This window comes from Microcoleus sp. B3-A4 (genome assembly GCF_036705385.1).
Taxonomy (GTDB): domain Bacteria; phylum Cyanobacteriota; class Cyanobacteriia; order Cyanobacteriales; family Microcoleaceae; genus Microcoleus.
In genome coordinates this window covers 1-21,103 of record NZ_JAUBUI010000058.1, presented here as the reverse complement: position 1 = coordinate 21,103, position 21,103 = coordinate 1, and the positions used below count along the sequence as shown (strand labels likewise).

Annotated in this window: 17 protein-coding genes; 7 read left to right on the top strand and 10 right to left on the bottom strand. The window is 47.0% G+C overall.

What is annotated here, in order from left to right; all coding sequences use genetic code 11:
* Positions 1-27: 27 nt before the first annotated feature.
* Positions 28-1,038 (top strand): DUF4349 domain-containing protein, encoded by a 1,011-nt coding sequence (locus QUB33_RS20670; protein WP_333353504.1) that lies wholly within the window; start codon positions 28-30, stop codon positions 1,036-1,038.
* A gap of 86 nt (positions 1,039-1,124) precedes the next feature.
* Here QUB33_RS20670 and QUB33_RS20665 read toward each other — a convergent pair whose 3' ends face one another.
* Positions 1,125-2,219, bottom strand: coding sequence for a RuBisCO accumulation factor 1 (locus tag QUB33_RS20665; protein ID WP_333353501.1), 1,095 nt, complete (start codon positions 2,217-2,219; stop codon positions 1,125-1,127).
* A gap of 156 nt (positions 2,220-2,375) precedes the next feature.
* Here QUB33_RS20665 and QUB33_RS20660 point away from each other — a divergent pair, with 156 nt between their 5' ends.
* From QUB33_RS20660 to QUB33_RS20640, 5 genes are all read left to right on the top strand, one after another.
* The gene (locus QUB33_RS20660; RefSeq protein ID WP_333353498.1) at positions 2,376-3,320 is read left to right on the top strand and encodes a response regulator; all 945 of its coding nucleotides are present in this window, start codon (positions 2,376-2,378) and stop codon (positions 3,318-3,320) included.
* Between the two features lie 221 nt (positions 3,321-3,541).
* Positions 3,542-4,249 carry a bifunctional demethylmenaquinone methyltransferase/2-methoxy-6-polyprenyl-1,4-benzoquinol methylase UbiE gene (gene ubiE, locus QUB33_RS20655; RefSeq protein ID WP_333353494.1) on the top strand — a complete coding sequence of 236 codons (708 nt, stop codon included), beginning with the start codon at positions 3,542-3,544 and terminating at the stop codon, positions 4,247-4,249.
* Between the two features lie 85 nt (positions 4,250-4,334).
* Entirely contained in the window at positions 4,335-5,567 is a 1,233-nt protein-coding gene (locus QUB33_RS20650; RefSeq protein ID WP_333353491.1) for a DUF445 family protein, read from the top strand.
* Positions 5,568-5,736: 169 nt separating this feature from the next.
* Positions 5,737-6,045 (top strand): DUF3493 domain-containing protein, encoded by a 309-nt coding sequence (locus QUB33_RS20645; RefSeq protein ID WP_333217431.1) that lies wholly within the window; start codon positions 5,737-5,739, stop codon positions 6,043-6,045.
* 614 nt (positions 6,046-6,659) lie between these two features.
* Entirely contained in the window at positions 6,660-7,235 is a 576-nt protein-coding gene (locus tag QUB33_RS20640; RefSeq protein ID WP_333353488.1) for an alpha/beta hydrolase, read from the top strand.
* Positions 7,236-7,867: 632 nt separating this feature from the next.
* Here the strand turns inward: QUB33_RS20640 and QUB33_RS20635 are convergent.
* From QUB33_RS20635 to QUB33_RS20595, 9 genes are all read right to left on the bottom strand, one after another.
* Entirely contained in the window at positions 7,868-8,092 is a 225-nt protein-coding gene (locus tag QUB33_RS20635) for a hypothetical protein (protein ID WP_333353484.1), read from the bottom strand.
* Between the two features lie 241 nt (positions 8,093-8,333).
* The gene (locus tag QUB33_RS20630) at positions 8,334-9,074 is read right to left on the bottom strand and encodes a low-complexity tail membrane protein (RefSeq protein ID WP_333353481.1); all 741 of its coding nucleotides are present in this window, start codon (positions 9,072-9,074) and stop codon (positions 8,334-8,336) included.
* Between the two features lie 405 nt (positions 9,075-9,479).
* Positions 9,480-12,650: a translation initiation factor IF-2 gene (gene infB / locus QUB33_RS20625; RefSeq protein WP_333353478.1), complete on the bottom strand. Its 3,171-nt coding sequence runs from the start codon at positions 12,648-12,650 to the stop codon at positions 9,480-9,482.
* 382 nt (positions 12,651-13,032) lie between these two features.
* Positions 13,033-13,347, bottom strand: coding sequence for a YlxR family protein (locus QUB33_RS20620; protein ID WP_190738806.1), 315 nt, complete (start codon positions 13,345-13,347; stop codon positions 13,033-13,035).
* A 94-nt stretch (positions 13,348-13,441) separates the two neighbouring features.
* A complete protein-coding gene (nusA, locus tag QUB33_RS20615) occupies positions 13,442-14,728 on the bottom strand; it encodes a transcription termination factor NusA (protein ID WP_333353475.1) in 1,287 nt (428 codons plus the stop codon).
* A 277-nt stretch (positions 14,729-15,005) separates the two neighbouring features.
* Positions 15,006-15,473: a ribosome maturation factor RimP gene (gene rimP, locus QUB33_RS20610; RefSeq protein ID WP_333353472.1), complete on the bottom strand. Its 468-nt coding sequence runs from the start codon at positions 15,471-15,473 to the stop codon at positions 15,006-15,008.
* 490 nt (positions 15,474-15,963) lie between these two features.
* The gene (locus QUB33_RS20605; RefSeq protein WP_333353469.1) at positions 15,964-16,113 is read right to left on the bottom strand and encodes a thiamine S protein; all 150 of its coding nucleotides are present in this window, start codon (positions 16,111-16,113) and stop codon (positions 15,964-15,966) included.
* 71 nt (positions 16,114-16,184) lie between these two features.
* Entirely contained in the window at positions 16,185-17,576 is a 1,392-nt protein-coding gene (locus tag QUB33_RS20600) for a response regulator (protein WP_333353466.1), read from the bottom strand.
* Entirely contained in the window at positions 17,573-20,398 is a 2,826-nt protein-coding gene (locus QUB33_RS20595; RefSeq protein ID WP_333353462.1) for an ATP-binding protein, read from the bottom strand. Before QUB33_RS20595 ends, QUB33_RS20600 begins: the two co-directional genes overlap by 4 nt.
* Positions 20,399-20,808: 410 nt before the next feature.
* Between QUB33_RS20595 and QUB33_RS20590 the strand changes: the two genes are divergently transcribed.
* Complete coding sequence (locus tag QUB33_RS20590) at positions 20,809-20,976, top strand: hypothetical protein (RefSeq protein WP_333353459.1); 168 nt, start codon at positions 20,809-20,811, stop codon at positions 20,974-20,976.
* Positions 20,977-21,103 lie beyond the last annotated feature (127 nt).

Here is a 21,103-nt window from a genome sequence, read left to right as displayed (position 1 = left end):
CAAGCCTTTTTTAGAGGAGTCACCCCAATGAAAACTCACCTCAAAATCAATTCCCCCCCGCCCAAGCCAAACCCAAACCCAGCCAACAACAGCACAACTCGTTTTGCTGTGGCGATATTCTTAACTTTATCTTCAACAATTGCTTTGCCTAGCTGCGGAGGAGCTCAAACGTCCAGCAGCGCTCCAGGCGGCGCAGGTTCATCCAGCAGCCCTGAAAACCAAGTAGCGGCATCGGCTCCACAATCAGCACCAGCACCCGAGCCAGCAGCCCAAAGGTCACAAACTCCTGGTGCATCAAAAAAAGCAGCAGAAACTCCAGCAACTCGTCCCCAACTGATTAAAAAAGCCCAACTCAGCGTAGTTGTCAAATCTATGGACGCCAGCACTAAATCTGTTACTAATATTGTCGAAAAACAGCAAGGCGATATTTTGGGTTTCCAAAATCAAAAGCCGCCCGATTCCAGTGTCCGCCAAACCGCGTCTGTGGAAATTCGCGTGCCTCAAGAACGTTTAGAAACGACTTTAGACGCTTTGGCAAAACTCGGAACAGTAGAGAACCGTTCTCTGATGGCTGAGGATGTTACCGATCAATTAGTTGACAGCGAGGCTAGGCTGCGGAACCTTCGCAAATCGGAGGAAATGGTGTTAAAAATTATGGAGCGATCGGGTTCTGTCGGCGACGTGCTCAAAGCTGCTCAGGAGTTGAGCAATATTCGGGAGTCGATCGAACGCATTGACGCTCAGTTAAAAAGTTTGCGAAATCAAGTAGCCTATTCGACTATTAGCTTAACTCTAGAAGCAGCAGTATCGGCTCAACAGACTCCCGAACCTGCTCTAGGTTTGCGGGTGCAGGAAACTTGGGGGAAAGCGACTCATTCTGTGGGTGAATTGACGCTAGGTTTGTTTGGTTTGGGTATTTGGCTGTTGGCTTACAGTCCTTATTTTTTGTTAATTGCGGCTGCGGTTTACGGCTTTAATAGATTTAAGAAACAGCATTCTGTTGTTCCGCCAATTCAAGAACCGAAACCGCCTCAGTAGTGAGTAGTCAGTAGTAAGTTGTCAGTTGTCAGTTGTTAGTTGTTATTAGCTTTCCAGTCAACAGTCAACAGTCAACAGTCAACTGACTAATCATCAATTTGCCATCCATCTTTGGTATAGTCTTCATCCACAATCTTTTTGGGACGCATCACCAGAACAACTCGCCCCAAAATAGGAATATCTGGGGATTGTTCAAACCAGTACAATTCTAAATTGCCCCCGTTATCGGCGAGGAAATAACTCTCAGCATCCCACTGTCTTTGGGCTCGATCGGCAATAATCAAAACTTCTTCAACTTTGCCTTGCAGCGGTACCGGCAATTTATCGCTCATTTCCAAAACAGCCACCGGATCTTCAGCGTTCAAAATTACCTGCCATCCGGGAATCGCCACCCAAGCTCCGGCTCCGGAAAATTTTACCATTCGGAATGGCTCTATTTCCTCCGGCAAAGGCACTGCCAGCAAATCTCTGGTAGAAAGCGGCAATTTGCCCACAACGGGGACAATCCGGGGCAATTGTTCCTCGGTATCGAGCCTGTAGACGGGCAGGCGGGGCGCTTCCCGTCTCGGAACTACGGTAAAATCGACGAGCAACTGCTCGATTTGCGCCCTAGCGGTTTGGCTGCTAGCTAATTTTAAACCGCGAGCAATTAAGCGCGATCGCTCTTGCAAATCGCTTTTCTGTCTCGCCAATTGCCAGCATTGGTAAGCCATAGCATCGCCGGGAGTGTCTGTGAACCCTTGGGGGAGACTCCCGAAGTGCGAAAACTCCTTGATTGCTTTAGCAACTTGGCGAGCATCGTCAACATCCAAATTGTGGGTTAGCATCAAAGCTGCGGCCCCGGCTCGCTCTACTTGAGAGAGAATCCGAAACTCGTATAAGATATCGCTACCTTTTTTCAAGAAGTGCGATCGAACTTCCTCTGAAGCCCCAGCATTTACCATGCTGGTGTAGACTTGGGCTGCGACGCTCACTTGATTTTGCTGAATTGGCTCAAAACCAGTTTCTTCAAAAATCCTTTGAGAGTTGTACCCAGCTTTTAGCAGTGCAGTGCAGGCCTGTCCCCACTCTACCCAAGTGCCTTCTTTTCGGCGGAGCGCTCGAATTAACTTTTCGGCATCCACAGCAGTTGTGGAGGATGCAGATGCAGGAGGGGATGAATCTTGCGGTGTATCAGTCATAATTGAATCAAAAACTAGCGCTAAGTTATGTGTGGTTGGATACCGGCAAGGCTCGTGTCGCGGCAGAGCGATAGATTAATAGTAAGTGAGTTATGAGACTATTGTTACAGAATAGTTGCTCGCCTAAATTTACAAAGGGGAGTTTATCGTATTGTTATGGATAATGCCATTTCAGAGCTAGATCAAATTAAACGCCAGCTCATGACCCTACACAGACCGAAAAAGCCCAAAATGCTGGTAGTAGACGACGAACCAGACAATCTGGATTTACTCTACCGCACTTTCCGACGAGATTTTAACGTGCTCAAAGCTGAGAGCGGAATTCGCGCCTTGGAAGTCCTCGGCATCGAAGGCGAGGTCGCCGTCATCATTTCCGACCAGCGGATGCCCGAAATGAAGGGAACGGAGTTTTTGAGCAAAACCGTGCCCCAGTTTCCGAATACGGTCAGAATTATCTTGACTGGTTTTACGGACATTGAAGACTTGGTGGATGCGATTAACTCAGGACAGGTTTACAAGTATATCACTAAGCCTTGGGACCCGAACGAACTGAAAATGGTCGTGCAAAAAGCGGCCGAGACTTATGAAATTCTCAAGCAGCGGACTGAGGAATTGGATCGCGCCCAAAATCAAATACAACTGTTAGCAACAATCATGCAAACGGCTGTGGATTATCCGAGTTTGGAAGCAAGTTTAGATCCAATTGCTATTGCTATAAGCGATAATTTTTTGGCGGACTCTTGCATTTTGCAACTGGTGGAAGAAAATGTTTTAATACCAGTCCAAGGCACTCACACCACTGGTTCAACGGTGGAAAATTGGCTGGCAGATGACCCTCTGGTTCGAGAAGCAATTACCTCTCAAACTATTCAGGGTGCGGTGAATATTGGGAACGACACAGCCTTAGCGAGCCTGCCGCACTATCAGAAATCCGGCATTCAAGCTCACCTGACTATCCCGGTGATTCACAAAGGTCGATCGATCGCCCTGATTTCCATGCAGTGGAAGCAGCCTTGTTCCCTGCGCCCAGACGAACTCACAACAGTTCACCTCGCCGCTCAAGAAGTTGCTTTGGTATTGACGAGTTTTCAGGGTCATTAGTCATCAGTCATGAGTCATCAGTCATTAGTCCTTAGTCCTTAGTCGCATCTAAGTCTTGAGTTTAAAATGATAGCAAACCAATGAGTTTCGACAAAAGCTCAGCGCTCGCTAACAAATAAAAAAGCATTAATGACTGGCGACAGCATGACATGAATGCACGGATTAATTATTTTTTCCGGCTGACCAATTACCAATTATCAATCACCAATGACAAATGACCAATGAGTAATAACGCCGAACAAATTAAAACTATATTTAATCGAATTGCACCAGTTTACAACCAATTGAACGACTGGTTGAGCTTTGGGCAACACCGAATTTGGAAGCAAATGGCGGTGAAATGGAGCAGTGCAGGCCCCGGAAATACTTGTTTAGATTTGTGCTGCGGTAGCGGGGATCTAGCTTTGTTGCTGGCTAAGCAAGCAGGGCCGACCGGTTGCGTATTTGGAGTAGATTTTTCCGCCGAACAATTGGCCGTGGCTGCCAGGCGCGATCGACCTTTTCTCACCCCTGCCAGTCCCATTTCCTGGGTAGAAGCTGATGCCCTAGACTTGCCTTTTGCTGACAATTACTTCGACTGCGCCACAATGGGTTACGGCCTGCGTAACGTGACTGACATCCCCCGCAGTCTTCAGGAATTGCACCGCGTGCTCAAACCCGGTGCCAAAGCAGCTATTCTCGACCTCCACCGCCCCAGCAATTCCTTAATGCGGAGCTTTCAGCAGTTTTATCTAGAGAATCTCGTAGTGCCCATTGCTCAGCAATTTGGCATGACTCAAGAATATGCTTACATTAATCCTAGTTTAGAAAAATTCCCGATCGGCCAGGAGCAAGTCGCGATCGCCAATAAAGCCGGATTTGCCGCTGCCACCCACTACCCCATTGCCGGAGCTATGATGGGAGTATTGGTACTGGGCAAAGCAATTTAAAATTAAAAATGCTTGCAGTCTAGATCGGCTATCTAACTATAGGGTGCACCGATCCCTGTGCACCGATCCCTATTTTTAATCATTTATGAATCCGTCTGAAATTTGGCTGTTGTTGGCCCCACCTGTAGTGGGAGGAATTATTGGCTATTTCACTAACGATATAGCTATCAAAATGCTGTTCCGCCCCTATCGAGCTATTTACATCAAAGGGCGGCAGTTACCTTTCACTCCCGGTTTGATCCCCCGCAACCAAGAGCGTTTAGCAAAGCGAATTTCCGACACAATTATGGGTTCCCTGCTGACGCCGGAGGAACTGCAAAACTTGGCGCGCCGTCTCCTGCAAACCGAGCGGATGCAGTCGGTAATTCTCTGGTTGTTGCAGTTGGCGCTGGATCAGGTAAAAGCAGATGCCGAGCAAAAAACTGCTAAAATTCTCGCTAACATTTTGCGAGATTTGTTGGGGGAATCTATGCCGCGAATTCTCAAAGTTTTGGCGCGCCGGGAAGATTTTTTAGAAGTTCAGCTTAATCAAATTTTCGATCAAGTTTTGCTGGAGATTCAGCTAACTGAAGCTCAGGCGGCTCAGCTTGCTGAGTGGTTGTTGCAGGTAGTAATACCCCCGGAAGTGCTGCGGCAGGCTTTAATTGACTTTTTGACGGATCGCAATATTTCGATCATCGATGAAGGGTTTCGAGAAAAAACCAGCGGCACTTATTGGGTAGTAGCAAATTTGTTTGGTTTGCGGAACACTTTAACTCGGCTGCGGACTTTTTGTCTTGATGACAGAGAAGCGACAAATCAGCGCTTAGCAGAGTTAACTATTTCTTTGGGGATTCGCGGGCGAATTCAGGAATGGCTGCAAAATTTGTCGATGCAAAATTTACCGGTTTCGACTGTGAGACAGTTGCGAAAAACTATGCGCGACAGCGTTCGCAGCTACGTTCAACAGCGGGGTACAGACGTACTTGAGGGGTTGAGCAAATCTATTGACTGGGAAAATATTTCGCGGTTGCTTCTCAATCGATTGCAAACTTCAGCGGTGATGAGCGCTTCCCTCGGAATTGTCAGCCAAGAACTGGCTTTGGTTTTAGAGCGCTATTTAGAGCGGGATTTAGAAAATATTGTAGCTCAGGCTATCCCGATTTTAAATATCGACCAAGTGATTGTCGATCGAGTAAAAGGTACTTCTCCTGAAGAGTTGGAGTTAGCAATTCAGGGAATTGTCCAAAGCGAGTTGCAGGGAATTGTAAATTTAGGAGGGATTTTGGGTGTTTTTGTCGGCTGTTTGCAGACAGTTGTGGTTTGGATTCAGCGGTGATTTATTTCGGCAGTTGTGAGATATTTGTTGTAGTCTAATATTCACTCTCTCTGGCGCACCCAGTACCAAAAACCAGGTGTTTCGGCAGTAGTTGCCACCTCAGCCAGAAGGTTTTTGGTAGAAAGCGGGTTTTTGTGGCCCAATCCTAATTTACTTATTTCCTAAATCTATGCCAGCCCCAAATTCGGACGATCGCACAAACATCCCAAAAAACCCGCGCAACCTCAGCCGCCAACAATACGAGCGTTTAACTGCAGAAATGGCCACTCCCTACCGGCCTCTGCGACAGTTTGTTTACGTAGCTTGTGGCGCTTCGGGCTTTATCGGCGGCTTGGTTTTCCTGGCTAAAATTGCCTCTGGCCGGGAAATTAGTTCTGCTTTGCCTAATTTTGCCCTCCAAGTCGGAGTTGTGGCCCTGATGGTGTTCCTGTTTCGCTGGGAGCAGCGCGCCGAGGGTCGATCCCCGAAGTCGAAGTAACAAAAATTTACAAATCGAGACAAAAATCTATCTGAGGCAAGGAAAAGTTAGAAATATAAAGAAATTATTATGAAATCCCGGTTTGCCAGCGATCCCTGTAATACTAATAATGTGGCTTCAATTGGGGTCAGCAAATTTAAAGGCCCTAATCATAAACCGCTTGTAATTCGTTCAATTGGGGTCAGCTTTCATAAAGACCCTAAATATATAAAATAAATTTAAGCCCAGCGCCAGCCTTCACTGATAGAAGAGCTGGCGTTCGGCATTTTGCTAGTATCGGGAGATTGGGAGAGAGAATCAGTAGGGTGCACACCCCGCACAGGGAGGCCAGTACAAGCGCCCTGAACCGAGTTTTTTGCCTAGCATCCGATATAGGTAATACCAGTTCCCGAAATCATGCAACTGTAGACCCGTGTTCAAAACCACGATCGTCATCAGTCATTCGCAATTCTAAAATTTAAAATTTAAAATCTAAAATCTAAAATCTAAAACCTAAAATGGTATAAGTGTTGGGGCGATCGAATAATTTGGCATTTCCCGAAGACCTTAGCCTGTACAGTAACTAATGAGATGTGTCAAAGTCTAAGTAGAAAAAGATGTTGGGAGATTTTACTATGAGTCGCTCCTTTTTCAAAGGGCGGTGGACGTTATTTTTAGCAGCAGGCGCGGGAATTGTATTTTACAGCAATGCTGCGGCGGCTGCCGAAAAGGTAGTGCTCAAATACAGTGCGATCCGAATGACTTTACCCGTCAGCGAATTAGAAGTTTTTGCAGAAACTGGGCAAATGTCGCCCGCGTTAGAAATGCTGCTGGGAAATGCAAAAAAAGACCCGGAAGCGGTTCGCAACAGTCTGACGAGACCAGTAAAAGTCAGTCAAAGCTTTTTGGATCGGACGCTTAAGAGCAAGGTTGGGGAAATAATTCTCGATGAAGTGGGTCAAGTAATTCGCACTCCTTCTGGAAATGCAAATCGAGAAGCTTTGCGCGAGGCCTTGGTGCTGTCTGCAACTAATGATAACGAGATTACCCTGCTGGAAGCGATGAAGAATTATCCTACTCCAGAAGTTTATGTTGAGGGCGATCGCTTAGTTGAAGCTTACGGTCAACTGGTAGCTTTGTCAGAACAATTGGGCGGCGTTTCAGAACGGCTGCAAGACCTTTTGAACAAGATTCGTCTGCCTAGATTGTAGTGGATTTTGTCAAGGACGCTTGATTGCTTCGAGCGATCGCAGAATATTGCTGAACCTGCATCTACAGGGGAGTTACCTTTTTTTGTACAAAATTTGCCTAATTTTGACACGAGTTAAAAACCAAATCTAACTGCCGGCAAGCTTCAAACCAGACGGGAATCAGTCATTCCTAATTCTAAAATCTAAAATCTAAAATTAGATAACTTCGCTGTCAAATCTAGATCGGGATAGATGTTCGAGACTTTACGAAAAGTTGCTCCTGAAGTATAGCAATCCTAAATGATTTGTAAGAAACAACCATAGCTAAAAAGCTTGGGAAAGTCAAATATTTGGAGATGAGTGACTAATTTAAATAGGGCTTGCTGGGCGTTGCTTAATGAGGGTATGAAAAAAATAAGTTGAAAAGGCAGAAGCTTTGTGGATACTGGTTTCTATGACTTGCATATTTAGCCTTTCATACCGTAAATCAGCAACGCAGAGAAATACTGTCCCCTGCAATTTGATCTCCGAAGTTGCGATCGACACTCACTCTCGACACTCACTATCGGCACTCATATAGCATATTGGAGGGGATGCCAGCAGAATTGGGCTATAAAATTCACAAACCGTGACAATATTTAGTTTTAGGGTACTCAATAAGCCAAAGTTTCTAAAGTTTCCCGCAGATAGGAACGAACCTGCTGATCGATGGTGGCATTTTGCTGCTGACGCTCAAAATTGAGTTCTAGCTGCCAGCGTTGAAATCCTGAACTTGCGCCGATCGCGGATTTGAGACTGCCCCAGATTTCAGAATCTTGGCACAGCTCGATCGGCTCTGTGGCTTGAGGTTCTTCTGCGAGCGGTAGATAATTCGCCATATTGTTATACCTCTGTTTTAATCCCCTGTAAGGATTGAAAGCTGACCTTGACACTCTCTATTATAGATTCTTCTCTCTAGATAGCCAATATAAAATATCCACAACCTGCAATAAAAAGTTAAATATTAAGACTATTAATAATCTCTATCCGAAGAGGGGCCTTACCTATTTTTTTCACAGCATACATCTGTACAAATTAAAGTAACTTAAACTACAATTGTCCCCCTCTTAATTTTTTTTTTCACTTTTTTTCGCTCGACTCTTCGGGTAGAGATGTAACGCCATTGGTGTCTGCAGGTTTTGGGTTGACAAGACTGCCGACTGACGAATTCCCTATGCCGGATGCTAGCCCAATTGACTCTGCGGGTGCAGCCACAGCGGCAGTTGTCTCGGCTGCAAAAGCCGGCAAAAGTCGATCGACTTGCCAAGGCGCGATCGTAAAATCCTGCCGAATTTTTTCTAAAATATGAGGCTTTGTTGCTGCAAATTCTGATTCCGGCGTCAGCAAAACCGCCATAACACTAGCAGACACCTGCAAAAACAAATTGCTAGCTAAAAAAGCAGAAGCTGCCAACAACAATCCAGCCCACCGCCAGGAAGGAGGAAAGGGAGCCACCGAAGCCGCGAGGGGAGCCAATCGGTAGAGTTGCCACAAAATTACTGTCAGCAAAACAGCGACAAAAAGAGCGATTCCTTGATTTAACTTTGTTTTAAACCGAGTCAGAAGTCGGTGCTGCACAGAATTTAAATTCTGCGGTTTTACCGCCACAACTAAAATACTAAAAATGTAAAAAGGGCGGAACCACTGCATCCACAGTACAGGAACAATACCTGCTACAGCTACTAAAAATATTTCTAACCAGACAGGGAGCTGGGGAGAACCTACTCCGAGTCCCAGCAAGCACAGCCCCAGGAATATCGGCAGTGTAGCCGCCCCAGAAAGGTGAATCCACAAAAAAGGATCTGACCAAAAAGAACGCACTTTAAATAATTATGAGTTATGAGTTATGAGTTTTGAATTTAGAGAGTCTGGGACGCACTTTTGACCCAGAAACCCGGTGCGAAGAGTACATTTCTAGCGGTCAAACCGAGCATTTTGGGAGGACACTCGGTTGATTTGCGTAAGTCTTATTTTAGTTTTAAATTTTGAATTTTCAGCAACAGCCAAGACGATTAGGACGTTGTTAATTGCTAACATCTTTGCTTTTATTGCTTCTTCCTTCTCTCCTAGATAACTAAAACCTTCTTCCTTCTACTATAAGTTAAAAACCCAAGTTGCGAGTGATGAGTTTCGGAGTATTGAGTGAAGAGAAGAGTTCCGAGCGATCGGCAATTTGGTTGCGATCGCTCAAAAATTCTCTTCCCTCTCAACACTCACAACTCAAAACTATTGAGAGAGAGTCCGGCGTTTAGTAACCATCCGGTAGGCTTCAATAATATCGCCATCCGCCCAGTCGCTAAACCCGCTCAAGGAAATGCCGCATTCAAAGCCAGCATTGACTTCCTTGGCATCTTCCTTCATCCGTTTTAGGGAGTCGAGGACACCTTCGTAAACGACATTGTTGCCCCGGCGCACCCGCACCTTACAGTTACGGATGACTTTGCCAGAGAGTACCATACATCCAGCCACAGCCCCGCGACCGATCGCGAAGACAGCGCGCACTTCGACTTGACCCAAAGGTTCTTCCACCAATTCGGGTTCCAGCAGGCCTTCCATCGCCCCTTGAATGTCATCCAAGAGGTTGTAGATGATGCTGTATTCCCGCACGTCTACCCCCGCTTGGTCAGCGGCGAGGCGAGCGTCGGTGGCGAGAGTAGTATTGAACCCGATAATTACAGCATTACTGGCTGCAGCGAGGTCAATATCCGTTTCTGTAATTTCCCCAGGAGCAGATAGCAGCAGTCGGAGTTGAACTTCTTTTTGAGGAAGTTGAGTCAGAGCGCCGACAATTGCTTCGAGGGAGCCTTGGACATCTGCCTTCAAGATCAAGTTGAGTTCCTTGAGAACGCCTTCCTTAGCTTGTTGAGAGAAGCCGCTGAGGCTGATCCGGCCGCCTTGCAGCAGGCGGGAATCTCGTTGAGATGTAGCTCTTCCAGAGGCGATCGCCGCAGCTTCTTTTTCGTTTGCGAAGACATCAAACTCGTCTCCGGCGCGAGGAACTTCCCGCAGCCCCAGCACTTCCACCGCGAAGGATGGAGTTGCGTGCTCTACGCGCTCGCCCCGGTCATCGATCATTGCCCGCACCTTGCCCAAAGCCGAGCCTGCGACCACAATATCGCCCACTCGCAGAGTACCGTTCTGCACCAGCAGAGTTGCCACAGGCCCCCTTGCCTTGTCGAGGTGAGCTTCAATCACAGTACCCTTAGCCGGTCGATGCGGGTTGGCGTTGAGGTCTTCCATTTCCGCGACAGTCAGAATCATTTCCAACAGCGTATCCAGGTTTTCGCCTCGGATCGCGCTGACTGGAACCATCGTGATATCGCCGCCCCAGTCATCTGCGACCAAGCCGTACTCAGTAAGCTCTTGCTTCACCCGTTCCGGCTGAGCACCCTCCTTGTCAACTTTATTGATAGCCACGACAATTGGCACTTTCGCCGCTTTCGCGTGGCTGATCGCTTCAATTGTCTGGGGTCGCACGCCGTCGTCCGCCGCCACCACCAAGATGGCGATGTCCGTAACCCGTGTTCCCCGAGCCCGCATCGCTGTAAAGGCTTCGTGACCCGGCGTATCCAAAAATACCACCTGCTGGCTCTTGCCTTCGTGTACCACATCCACGTGGTAAGCACCGATGTGCTGGGTAATGCCCCCAGCTTCTCCCTGAGCCACCTTGGTTTTGCGGATCGAGTCGAGCAAGGTAGTTTTACCGTGATCCACGTGACCCATAATCGTTACGACTGGCGGACGGCGTTCGAGGTATTCCAAATCCGCTTCGTCCAGCATCTCGATCACTTTGATAGCTGGCGCTACTTTTTCTGGGGTTTCCACCTCTACGCCCATTTCTTCGGCTACCATCCTCACCGCTGGAATGTCCAGGGTTTCGGTAATATTGACCGCAATTCCTTTAGAGAACAGCCGCTTAATAATTTCGGTTTCGGGAACAGCCAGAGTAAGTGCTAGTTCTTGAACGGTCATCGGCCTGCTCAGCAGGAGCTTTTCTGGACGTTCTACCTTAGCTTCGGCTGTTTTGCCCCGGTTGCCGCGTCCCCCGCTGGAACCTGAAGAAGAACTTTTATCGTGAGAAGGGCCCGGTCTCTTATTTTTTCCGCTGCTGCCGGGTGCGCCCGGAGTTGGTGTTGACTTGGGTGCTGCTTGTCCCTTCGCTTTAGCTGGGCGGGCTAGGGACAGGCTGACCGTGACTGGTGCTGGCAGATCCAAGCCGTTTTCTAAGTCATCGTCATCCTCGTCTATGGGTTTGAGACGAGAACGTTTTGCCTTAACAGCCTTGGCAGCTTTGGCAGCATCTGAGTTTTCGTCATCATCTTCTTCCCAAATGACCGATGTCTTTTTGGCAGGACGAGGGAGGGAGGGCCTTTCGAGGAGAGGAATCTCCAGCAACGGCGTATTATCTTCTTCATTGTCATCAGTGTCATCCCCTAGGGCTCCGGTGCCACCGCCCCGGCTACGCAGCCCGGTAGCTGACGTTGCGGGGGCAAGGCTCCGGCGCGGGCCACCGGGCTGGGGTCGATCGGCAAGTTGAGTTTTGACTGGACCACCAGCGCCTTCGCGGCGCGGTCTTTGTGCGTCGCGAGATTCGGTAGGAGCTCCCGGTGCAGGTCTGCTGGGGCGGCTCGGTTTAGCCGGCGCTTCCAGAGTTTCTGACTGTTCTGATTGCTCTTGCTCGGTTCTTGCAAGTTTGAGTACCGGCTTGTTCCCCAAATTTTGTGGGGTACGGCTACCCGACTCGGACGCCCCTCTGACTGGCGGCGACGTGAGTTTGGCCGAAGGCGCGGGAGGGGCGATCGGCGGTTGCGGGGTGCGTTCCGGAGCCTTTTCCGAAGGCGGTTGAGGTGCCGTAGGTGCCTGCGCCTGGGCGGTTGTTTCCGGGGCGATCGCACCTACAGTTTCCGACACTACTTCTGACGGAGCCGCCGAGACAGCGACATTTGGCTTCGACAGTACAGGTCTATTGATATTCGGTTTAGCTGGAGGCTGGAGTTGTTGAGCTGCAGGCGACTTGGGAGGAGTTGCCACGGTTGCCGCAGGCTGGTTTTTGTTCTCCTCGTTGCCTGCAGGCTGGGAGTTTGCACCAGCCGGGCGTACTTTTGGACTGCGTATTTCTAAAATTTGCTGCTTTTTTTGTTGGTCGTTAGGGTGAGGGCCAGATTCTCTAGATGGCGCTGCTGCTCTTTCGGGTGGAGCTGGCTTGCCGGGGGAAGAGTGGCTACTGGCTACGTATTTTTCCGCCGTTTTGCGAATGCGCTCTGCTTCGGATTCTGTAATTGTGCTGCTGTGGCTCTTGACTGAAATATTGAGCCGCTCGCATACTGCCAAGATGTCTTTATTATCCAAATTTAGTTCCCGTGATAATTCGTAAATTCTTACTTTGCCGTTGTTCATCCACTCTGCCCTCTTTTGTGCCAACCAGTTTTTACATTGTGATTTTTTGTTCTAATGACGACATCATTCGCTGTGATTGATTCAGTGTCAGGAATCGGGGTTTTGGTACTCGCTCAGCAATTTTATCTAAAAGATGCAACTCGCTGAAGTCTGCGGTTGAAGAATTCTCAAGTCTGTTTGGGAACTTGGAACTCCGAAGTCTGAGTTTTGGCAAAACCCACTCTCTCAAGCTTCAAAGTTTGCCTTTCCACCTTGAGGATACCTCTGCTAGTACCCTACCCTTATCTAATCTGACACAAATCTTTCCAGACTGGTGGGCAGATCGGATTGGGGTTTTATAGCTGGCGCTACCGGTAATTACTGGTAGGGCTGCCAAGAGGGTTTATACAGTCGATACCGAACTACTGTCGGTTTTTCGTCCGGCCCGGCCAGAGTAAGATGTACAGTCAGATGTGGCTAAACGCTGCCAAAGTGTTTGGTACAGTTCGTCAGACACAGGCGCTTTGAGCGATCGCCCAAGCCGATTTTTTTTCTGAGCTGCTTTGAGGCATTCTGCTTCCCGACAAAGGTAAGCAGAACGGCCCATGCCACGATCTAATTGTACCTGATGAGAAGGATAGAGCCTGACTACTCGCCAAAAAGCTTCCTTAGGAGCTATTTTTCGACAACTTGCACAGCACCGGTAGTTCGGTTTCATTTCTTGTGAGAGGGGGAGTAGGGGGAGAGGAAGGAGTAGGGGACAAGTCCTCCCGGTCTCCCGAAGACAGAAAATCGTGTAAATGTCACAGATTTTAGACTGCAGCTTCGGTTTCCTCCGTGGTAGCTGCCTCCTCTTCCTCAAATTCTGCGGTTTCCTCGTCGTCGTAGTCCCCGCCTTCGTCTGCATCGTAGTCGCCTTCTAGTTCTTCGAGCCTAGTTGCTTCTGCTGCCAATTTGCTGTCTTCGGCGGCGCGATCGTACTTAGCAATATCTTTGATATCGATTTTCCAACCGGTTAGGCGGGCTGCGAGGCGGACGTTCTGACCTTCTTTGCCAATGGCAAGACTGAGTTGGTCTTCAGCGACCAAAATGTGAGCTCTCCTGCCTTCGGGAGCAACTAAACGCACTTCATCTACTCTAGCGGGACTCAGAGCGTTAGCAATATAAGTTGCCGGGTCGGGAGACCAGCGGATCACGTCGATTTTTTCGCCGCGCAATTCGTTGACTACTACCTGAATCCGCGATCCCCGCGCTCCGATGCAGGCTCCTACGGGGTCTACGTCGCGATCGAGAGTATCAACTGCTATTTTAGTCCGGGGGCCGACGTGTCGGGAGGGCGGATTTGCCTCCCTGGCCACGGCGACAATCCTCACCACCCCGTCTTCTATTTCTGGTACTTCGTTAGCAAACAGGTAAACCACCAAACCTGCGTCTGCTCTAGAAACAAGTAACTGCGGCCCTCTAGTAGAGCCTTCGCCTACTTTTTTGAGATAAACCTTGAATGTAGCGTTTGCCCGGTAATTGTCGTTGGGCAACTGTTCGCGCTTAGGGAGTTCGGCATCTACTTCTGGCTGACCGAAGCTGCTGGTAACTGCTAAAATCACCGACTGCCTCTCAAACCTGAGCACTCTTGCTTGAAGAACAGTTTCTTCTAAATCTTTAAACTCTTCCTGAATCATTTTGCGCTGTTGGTCGCGCAGTTTTTGAGCGAGAACTTGTTTGGTCTGGATCGCGGCCATGCGACCAAATTCTTTTTGATTTGGTGTTACGTCTACGAGCACGATGCTGCCCGGTTGAGCTTCCGTGGCTACTTCTTGCACTTCCGAAAGTGAGATTTCGTGATCGGGATTGATGACTTCTTCGACAATAGTTTTGTTGGCTAAAACGCGGAAACCTTCTTGTTCTGCGTCGAGTTCTACATCAAAGTTGTCGAAGTATTCTTCGCTGAAATGATCGAGTTTTTGGGTACGGCGGTAGCGTTCGTATCCTTTGAGCAGGGCTTCTCGCAAGGCTGCTTGGACGGCGTGTTTGGGTAAATTGCGTTCTTTGCTAATACCTTCGACCATTTCTTTTAGTCCGGGCAGGGGAACCATTGACATATAAAACACTCCTTTTTTGCTGTGGTAATAAGTAACTGGTAATCGGTAATTGGTACTGGAAAATTTTCAAGCAGAAGTGATGACAGAGGAGTGGTGAGTTACTGGATAGGATTAGGGGAAATCGGTGCTGTAACAATTTATTTGTTATTCCTATTCAACCCGCTGCTACAGATATGATTGTTAAAAATTAACTCGCAGCCAAGCGTTTTTAGCTTGCTGCGAGGCAATCTCAAAACTCAAAACTCAAAACTCAAAACTCAAAACTCAAAATTTCCCTTTACATCTTTTTTCCTTCGTCTAGTTCAACTTGGACAATCTGAGGGCGGGGAATTTTAACCTGTCGCCCTTTTTGATTGAGATAAACCGCTGTTTCATCCCGGCCCAGGAGTAGTCCTTTCCACTCTTTGATTCGCGAGTCCGGTTCGGTGGTTTTGGCTGTCACGGGGAAACCTTTAAAGGTAATGAATTCTCGATCGCTGCTGAGCAATCGGGATATTCCGGGACTGGAAATCTCTAGCACGTAGGCATCGGGTATGATGTCGGCTGCGTCTAACTCAGCATCGAGGGCTGTGCTCATGCGCTCGCAGTCGGCTAAACCAGTGTCTTGTTGGACGTTGCGGATGTCTACCCGCAAGACGGGAGGATTTTGGTTGGTGTGAAACACTGCTCCCACTACTTCCAATCCCAGTGTTTCCGCAACGGGGGTAGCTAAGTCTATGATTTGTGGGATTAGGGGATGAGTCATATCGAATACTTCAGTTAAAACTCCTAAACTCGGACACGGGCAAGGAAAAATTTGGTGTTGAGATTGCTTGGCTTTGAGGTGGTTTGATTAGGTGGCTGCGACTTTCGTCTTCAACTTTGGGACTTACCCAACATCCCAGCAGGGGATCTCAAGCGGGGGGGTACCCCTACTAAATCAGTCCTCAACTTGCAAGTCAGACGCCCTGAGCTCTTTTCCTGCGACTAATGCAACAAAAAAAGTGGGCTTGACCCACTCCTAGGTAAAACAATTTCTTCCAAGAAGTTTGAGGACTTCTTCTGATCGAAGGGAGGCCTCAGTTCTCAGTTTAGCTCGATCGCCCGCCTGGTGACAAACCGATCGCCCTCGGGAAAGTGTCCGAGGGGAGAGGGGGAGCGCTAACAGGGGGAATGAGGACGACTCGATCACCGTTTTGGACAGGGGTGGGGCGAGGGCAAATTCCTGGTTGATACCGAAGCCGGTGCGATCGTCCCTAAAACTGTTGGCAATGGTCACTCAGACCTTCTAGGACTTGCGATACGGGAGTTTCTTTGGGAAATTCTAATTTTAGTTCGGACAAGCCCTCTGCTTCTTGATAGGGGGTGAAGAGCTTGACAGTGATGGTGATGGGTAGATTCGACATGGGCGATCGCCAGATTAACGATATATTGACAAAACAGCCCAACTAAGATTCACCATAAAAAATCCCCATTACTAATGCTGAATAGGAAGCTCAATTACAAACTCTACCCCCCATTCGGGCGAGGAAATACAGGTCAGCTTACCACCATGTTTTCGTTCTACGATCTCACGGCTAATAGACAAACCTAAACCTGTCCCTTTACCTACTGATTTAGTAGTAAACATTGGTGTGAATAAATGCTGCATTACTTCCTGAGTTATGCCAACCCCATTATCAGCAATCCGAATCACCACTCTGTCATCCTGAAGCATTTCAGTGCAGATCCGAATCTGTGGAGTGTCATTGCTCTGTTTCTTTTCCCCGCACAGCGGACAACTGATCGTAGACTCTTCTAAAGCATCAATTCCATTCGCCAATATATTCATAAACACCTGATTAAGCTGCCCCGGATAACACTCTACTAGCGGCAATTCCCCATACTCTTTAATCACTGCAATTCCTGGGAAACTTCCTTTAGATTTCAGTCGATGCCCTAAAATTAATAAGGTACTATCTAGCCCATCGTGAATATTCACTGGCGTTAGTGCCGATGTATCCAACCGAGAGAAATTACGCAGTGACATAGAAAGATTGTAAAGTCGATCTGTTCCGACTGCCATTGAATCAAGAATTTTGGGCAAATCTTCAACAATAAAATCTAACTCAATCTCCTGGGACTTATCCTCAAATTCTGATTTCGAAGTAACGTTGTGCTGGCAAAGCCGAGTCATCCCGATCAAATCGGCAATATATTCCTTGGCAATAGGGATATTATTGGAGATAAAACTAACTGGATTGTTAATTTCGTGAGCCACCCCAGCTACAAGTTGACCAAGGCAAGCCATCTTTTCACTTTGAACGATTTGCACTTGAGCTTTTTTAAGATTATCCAAAGCTTGAGAAAGTTCAGCCGTTCGTTCTTCCACCCGTTTTTCTAACTCCTGCGCGAGCTGATGTAATGCTGCTTCTGCTGCGAGCCTGTCTTCAATTTCCCGTTTGAGAAGCAGATTTTGATCGGCAAGAGTTTTAGTCAAAGAACGCAGTTTTAAATGGAGGTTGACACGAGCTAACACCTCCTTTTGTTCAAAGGGCTTAGTAATGTAATCCACAGCGCCTAGATTAAAGCCTTTGACTTTATCTCCTATGTCAGACAGAGCCGTCATAAAAATTACCGAAATTTCGTTCGTCAACGGACTTGCCTTCAGGCGATGGCAGGTTTCAAACCCGTCAATTCCTGGCATCATCACATCTAAAAGAATCAAATCCGGCTGACTATATTCAGCCTGTTCGATGGCAGTTTCACCATCAGTTGCTACCAATATCTCCCATCCAAAACCCGCTAAAGCTTCAGAAAGCACGTCCAGATTGCTAGGATTATCATCGACGATTAAGATGCTACTTGTTTCCATATTTGGTGCCTTCATTCTTTTTCTATTCTGTGGGATGTAATAAACTCTTTAATTTTTTTGACTTGATAGCCTTGGGCTAACTGGCGCAGCTCAACAGCAAAGGACACAAATTTCTGATCCAATTTCTCTAGGTGCTCACTGCGCTTCACAATTCCTTTCACGTTGCCTCTCATCGCCAGTTCGAGTAGGAGTTCAATTTCTCCGGGCGGGGGGGCTACTACAGAGTTCGATTCAGAAAGTGATTGAGGCTCTGATGAAAAAGGAATAGTGCTGATTTTTTCATTCTTTCGTTCCTCATATATCCATTCAAGTTTTAAATACTTTTGCAATATCTCAAATAGCTCTTCTGCCTGTACTGGCTTACCGAGAAAATCGTTTGCTCCCCCCTCCAAACTTTTATGTTGATCGGTAGCAAATACACTGGCAGATGAAGCAAGGATTGCCACATCTTTATAGTGTGACAAATTTCGGATACGGCGCATCATCTCAAAGCCATCTAACACTGGCATCACCAAGTCAGTGATAATCAGATCAAACTTAAACTCTTCTACTTTTTCTAAACCTTCTTGACCGTTTTTAGCTTCGGTTACTTCAAAGCCGAGGGGTTCCAGGAGATTGACAATGACTGAGAGGTTTTCCCATTTGTCATCCACAACCAAAACTTTCTGCTTTCTACCTTCGTAGCCAACCAGCTTTCTTTGCTTGGCAATCGTGGCTGTATTTGCCCAGTCTGCTGCTTCCCGTAAATCCAAATCTAGCCAAAAAACACTGCCGACTCTTGACTGACTTTTTACTTGAATTGTACTACCCATCATTTCGACAATTTTCTGGCTAATTGTTAAACCGAGTCCGGTTCCTTCCGCCTGACGCTTGCTGTCTCCTACCTGTTCAAAAGGCAAAAATATTTTTTTTAATTGTTCTGGTGTCATACCAACGCCAGTATCTTCAATTTGAAACCGAATTTTGTGAATTGGTGAGGCTGGCTTTTGGTCATTGCTTTGTACCTTTTCACCTGTCCCCTTTTCCAGATGTTCTATCTTAAAAGTCACTCGTCCCGAGTCTGTAAACTTAATTGCATTGCTCAGTAAGTTAATTAGTACCTGTCGCAAGCGTTTCTCGTCAGCGTAGATGCCAGCAGGAATTTCCGAACTGGGTTGATAAACAAAAGCAATTCCTTTTTGTTCGGCTCGGATGCGGCAGATTTCCGCGACTCCCTGCAAAAACGAAGGAAAATGGAAATCTTTCGCGTACAGTTCCAATTTCTGAGCTTCAATTTTAGCCAGGTCTAAGATGTCATTGATCAGGGTTAACAGGTGGGAACCACACTGGTGAATAATACTGATGCCTTGGATATCTTTCGGAGCCATCGTTGTTGAGCGTTCTAGGATTTGAGCGTATCCTAAAATTCCATTGAGGGGCGTTCTCAATTCGTGACTCATATTCGCTAAAAATTCACTTTTAGCTTGGTTGGCAGTATCAGCGATTTGTTTGGCTTCCGTGAGTTCAGCCGTGCGTTCTTCTACTCGGATTTCTAGCTCGGAATTGGTCTTGGCTAGCGCCTCAAAGGATTCGCGCAACTGTTGTGCCATAAGGTTGAAAGACTGACCCAGAACTTCTAGTTCTTCTACCCCTTTTACCTGCACATTTTTCTCTAAGTCGCCACTGGCGATCGCCCTAGAAGCTGCGCTCAAACGGAGAATCGGGCTGGTAATCCAACGTGCGGTTAAGATTCCCAAAACGGTAGCCAGCGCCAAGGCTCCCAAACACAACAAAATGGTAGTCTGGGTATTGGCGTTAATTTGATCCATGAAATCGCTTTCAGGAACGACGACGACGATCAGCCAGTCCAATCCTCGGCTATCCTGAAAGGGCATAACTTGGAGGAATTGTCGCTTGCCGGCGATCGTAAAATCCAATTGCTGAGAGCTGCTAATTTTAGTGAGGTTGCCAAAGTGTTCTTTTAAATGCGCTGTTGTCAGCCGAATTAAATCATCTGTGCTGTCTAAAGCATTCAGGCGATCGAGTTTGCCATTGTTGGTGATAAATGCTTCTTTGAGAGTTGAACTGCCTACTAGGAGTCCAGAACGTTCCATAATGAATGTCTGTCCCGATCGACCGATTTTTATGCTTTGCAGAAAGTCGCTGAGGAAAGAGATCAATAAATTAGCAACGAATACTCCGCGCAGTTCGCCACTTTCGTCATAAACTGGATGTCCGGCAGGAAGCGAGAGGGTTTTCTGACCTACAATCGAAAAAATTTCGCTCCATGTGGGTTTGCCTAAGCGTACACTGTCTTTATACCATGAACGGCTGAGTATATTGTAGTTGCGGGAGACTTTTAAGAGCTTCGTTTGATTGCCTTTGCTATCAGATTCATAAATATGAAGTTCATTCCGATGCTCTTTGTCTGCTATTTTAAAAACTATTTGGCCATTCTCTTGGCGTTCAATGGCAATGAACTCTCCAGTTTTAGTAGCAAAACCCATCTGGGGCAGAGAAGGAAAGGCTTGAAGCTGCTCCCACAAATAGCGCTCCGTACTCTCCAATTCGTCGGGATTTAAGTATCCTAGTCGAATGGCATTGGCATTCAGTTGATTGACCCGAGGGGCTGTATCTAGGTATGTGTTGAGCTGCTGCTGGATGCGGGCCGTAATTTCACTCCGCAATTGGCTAGCAACTTCGTTGACTGCTTTTTGCCCGTTGCGTAAGGATAGCCAGCCTGTCAGCCCGACGGCGGCAAATATTTGCAGAACGAATGGGAATACTAAAATCAGGCGCAGGGACACCTTTTTTTTAGAACGGTTTGACAGGAAAGTGGTTGCAGAGGTCTGTGACATTGATTCGTGTTACTCCTGGGGTAACGAGTTGACGGAAAAATCTCAGTGGATTTAGTGAAATGAGGCTGAGAAAATATATATTGAAAAGCAATCTATAATAGTTAGTGAAAAGTTTGAGGCAGTAACTTGCTTAAACAAGCATGGCTACTTACGTGTTTTCTCTGAGAGTGGTATAATAAAAGCTGACTAAAAATACTGACGCGCCTTATTTTTTTCTAGCATTTGTAAATTTTTTTAGCCTTTAGGAAACCGGTTAGCAATCCTATCTAATAGATTACTTGGTTTAGAGATATTTGTAGTAATTTTTAACTTTACTTTACAGATTGACGCTAAAAAGTATAATCTCATCAAACTTACATATAAATTGATATAATATACCTCTAAAAAAATTGACCTTTCTCGCTAAAAACATGACACGCCAGGCCGCTGAGAACCCTAACGGCGGTCTAACTTACTACCGCGCTGAAGATTTGATGCACAACGCTGCAGATGACTCTCGTAGAGAATGCCGATCGCACATGAAACTTTACAATTCCAGCAAGTTTCATTTGCAGGAGTTACAGCAGGGTAATTGCTAATTGCTAATTGGGGAAGAAAAAAATAAGTAGAGCGGTTGAGCAGAGGGGATTAAGCTGATACGCACCTAGATTGTATAATGTAAATAACAAATAAGTGTTCAGTAGTTATAAATATATGCCAGCCAAA